Source organism: Nocardiopsis sp. NPDC058631 (assembly GCF_042716955.1).
Taxonomy (GTDB): domain Bacteria; phylum Actinomycetota; class Actinomycetes; order Streptosporangiales; family Streptosporangiaceae; genus Nocardiopsis.
The window spans coordinates 2,895-6,255 of the sequence record NZ_JBHXQY010000169.1 but is presented as its reverse complement, the minus strand read 5'-3'; the positions used below and the strand labels follow the sequence as shown (position 1 = coordinate 6,255).

Genomic DNA, 3,361 nt, shown 5'->3' with positions numbered 1-3,361 from the left:
GGCCGCGTCCGCGGCCCCGGGCACGGGCGCTCCCGCGCCGTACGCCGCCGGGTCCACCACCCCTGCGGTACCCCCCGAGGGGGTGGTGGACCTCCCGGTCGAGTTCACCGTCGACAACGTCAACCGCACCCGCGGCCAGTGCTCCGCCGACGGCCGGGAGTACACCGTGCGCGGCCACCTCACCGCGCCGGCCGAGGTACTGGAGGCCGAGGCCCCGGCGGTGTCCCTGCTGGTCCACGGCACCAACACCGGCGAGTGGATCTGGCGGCTGGACGTCGAAGGACGCAACTACGTCAACGAACTGGCCGCCCGGGGGCACGCCTCGGTCACCATCGACCGCCTCGGCTACGGGTCCAGCGACATCCCCGACGGCTTCGCCAGTTGCAGCGGCGCCCACGCCGACATCGCGAACCAGGTGGTCGGGCAGCTGCGCGAGGGCGGGTACGAGGTGGACGGGGGCGAGCCCACCGCCTTCGACACCGTGGTCATGGGCGGCCACTCCAGCGGCGCCCTGGTCGCGGAGACCGCCGCCGTCTCCTTCGGCGACGTGGACGGCCTGTTCCTGACCGGTTGGGCCGCCGTCGGCATCACCGACGACACCAACCGGCGCTTCCTCACCGCGTACCAGACCTGTCTGGAGGGCGGGGAGGAGCACGACGGCCCCGGGGACCCCCTCGGCTACGTCCACTTCGACCCCACGCTGGAGGACTTCCGCGAAGGCGGGCTCGGTGCCGGCGCCGACCCCGCCGTGCTCGCCGAGGTCGAGGGGCACTGGGGCCGCAACCCGTGCGGCGTCATGATCTCCGAACCCATGGCGATCCTCTACGACCTGGACCTCGTCGGCGAGATCGACGTCCCCGTCCACCTGGTCTTCGGTGCCCACGACGTCCTCCGCCAGGGCGTGGAGGGCTACCCCGGGCTGTTCACCTCCAGCCCCGACGTCACCTCCACCACCTTGGACGACGCCGGCCACTTCGTCACGGTCGACGCCGGCTCCGAGCTCCTGTACGACACGGCTGCCGCGTGGTTGGTGCGGCACGCCCCCACCTCCTGACCCTGGAAGGCGAACACCACCATGGCCACGTCACCGACGACCACCTCACCACCGAGTACCGAAGGGGCTCCACCGGGGCGACCCCCGTTCCTGACCCGGCTCGGAGAGGGTGTGGCCCGGCGCCCGGGGCGGGTGCTCCTGGCCTGCATCGCGCTGGCCCTGATCAGCCTCGTCCTGGCGGCCGGAACGATGGACCGGCTGCTCCTCAGCCGCTTCGAGAGCCCCGGGTCGGAGTCGGAGCGGGTCGAGCAGCTGCTGGAGGAGGGCTTCGGCACGGGCAAGCACCACTTCCTGCTCCTGGTCACCGCCCAGCAGGGCGACGTGGACTCCCCGGAGGTCGTCGAGGCGGCCACCGCGCTGGAGAGGGACCTGGCCTCCCGCGAGGAGGTCGCCGAGACCGCGTCCTACTGGGGGCGGGGGGACTCTCCCGCGATGCGTTCCGAGGACGGGGCCCAGGCGCTGATCACCGTGCGGATGGAGGGCAGCGTCACCGAGGCACGTACGGCGCTCGGCGAGATCTCGCCGGAGTTCACCCGTGACGACGAGGTCCTGCGGGTGGAGGTGGGCGGAGGCGACGAGATCTTCCGCCAGGCCGCCCAACAGGCGCAGGCCGACTTCCTGCGGGCCGAGGCGATCATCTTCCCGCTGGTGTTCGTCCTCCTGTTCGTCCTCTACCGCCGGGTCTCCGTCGCCGCGCTGACCCTGGCCATGGGGCTCTTCTCGGTGATCGCCACGCTCGCCCTGCTGCGGGGCGTCACCTACTTCACGGACGTGTCCACGTTCGCCGCCAACCTCACCCTCGTCATGGGCGTGGGACTCGGCGTCGACTACAGCCTGTTCGTCATCAACCGCTTCCGCGAGGAGCTCGCGCGGGGCAGGGAGGTCCCCGAGGCGGTCACGCTGGCGGTGGCCAAGGCCGGGCGCACCGTCGCCTTCAGCGGACTGACCGTCGCGGTCGCCCTGTCCTGCCTGATGCTCTTCCCCTTCCCCTTCCTGCAGTCCTTCGCCTACTCGGGTGTGGGAGCCGTGGTGACCTCCGTGTTCGCGGCGCTGGTCATCCTGCCCGCCGCTCTCGCCAAGGTCGGTCACCGGGTGCGCCCCAAGCGCGAACCGGACCCCGACAGCGGGTGGTGGCACTCCACCGCCCTGCGGATGATGCGCCGGCCGATCCTGTGGGGTCTGCCCGCGCTGGGCCTGGTGCTTCTCCTGGCCGCCCCGGCCGCGGGGCTCGACTTCGGCCTGCCCGACGCCCGGGTGCTGCCCCAGGGCAACTCCAGCCGCGACGTCCAGGACCAGATCGAGACCAACTTCGTCCAGGAGGAGATGGACGCGGTGCAGGTGCTGGTGGACACACCGGGGGAGGGGGCCGACACGGCCGCCCTGGGCGCGTACGCCGAGGAGTTGTCCCAGGTGGAGGGCGTCTACCAGGTGGACGCGCTCACCGGACGCTACACCGGCGGCCAGGAGGTCGCCGGCCCGGAACCCGGGGCCGACGAGAGGTTCGGCTCCACCGGGGCCACGTGGTTCTCCGTGGTGCCCAGCTCCGACGCCCTCACCGACGTCGAGGACCTGATCGAGCGCATCCGGGACGTGCCCGCGCCCGGTGACGCGCAGATCGGCGGCTACCCGGCCGACCTGACCGACTTCCGCGAGGCGCTGCTGGGCCAGGTCCCGCTGGTGTTCGGGCTCATCCTCGCGATCACCTTCGTCATCCTGTTCCTGATGACCGGGAGCATCCTGCTGCCCGCGAAGGCGATCGTGCTCAACGTGCTCAGCCTCGCGGTGATGTTCGGGGTCCTGGTGTGGATCTTCCAGGAGGGCAACCTGTCCGGGGTGCTCGGCTTCACCGCCAACGGCACGTTGGAGACGACGTTCCCGATCCTGATGTTCTGCATCGCGTTCGGGCTGTCGATGGACTACGAGGTGTTCATGATGTCCCGGATCAAGGAGGAGTACGACCTGACCGGTGACAACACGAGGGCGGTCGCGGCCGGGCTCCAGCGCAGCGGTCCGCTGGTGACGGCGGCGGCGGTCATCCTCGCCGCGTCCTTCGCCACCTACGCCGTCTCCGACGTCCTCTACCTGATGATGCTGGGCATCGGCATGGCGGTGGTGATCCTGGTGGACGCGACCCTCATCCGCGGCGTGCTGGTTCCGGTGTTCATGCGGTTGGCCGGACGTGCCAACTGGTGGGCCCCGGCCCCCCTGAAGCGCCTGCACGGGCGCTTCGTGTGGAGCGGGACGCAAACGCTCGGTTTCAACAAGGCCAGCCGTCAGGGCAAGATCAACGCGGTCGCCCTGGCGATC

2 protein-coding genes are annotated in these 3,361 nt (G+C 71.1%); both read left to right on the top strand.

Annotated elements, in window-relative coordinates; all coding sequences use genetic code 11:
- Positions 1–1,054 (top strand): alpha/beta hydrolase (locus ACFWTE_RS29380; RefSeq protein ID WP_378783177.1); only part of this gene is annotated, 1,054 nt, incomplete at its 5' end.
- Between the two features lie 21 nt (positions 1,055–1,075).
- Positions 1,076–3,361 (top strand): MMPL family transporter (locus ACFWTE_RS29375; protein ID WP_378783176.1); only part of this gene is annotated, 2,286 nt, incomplete at its 3' end.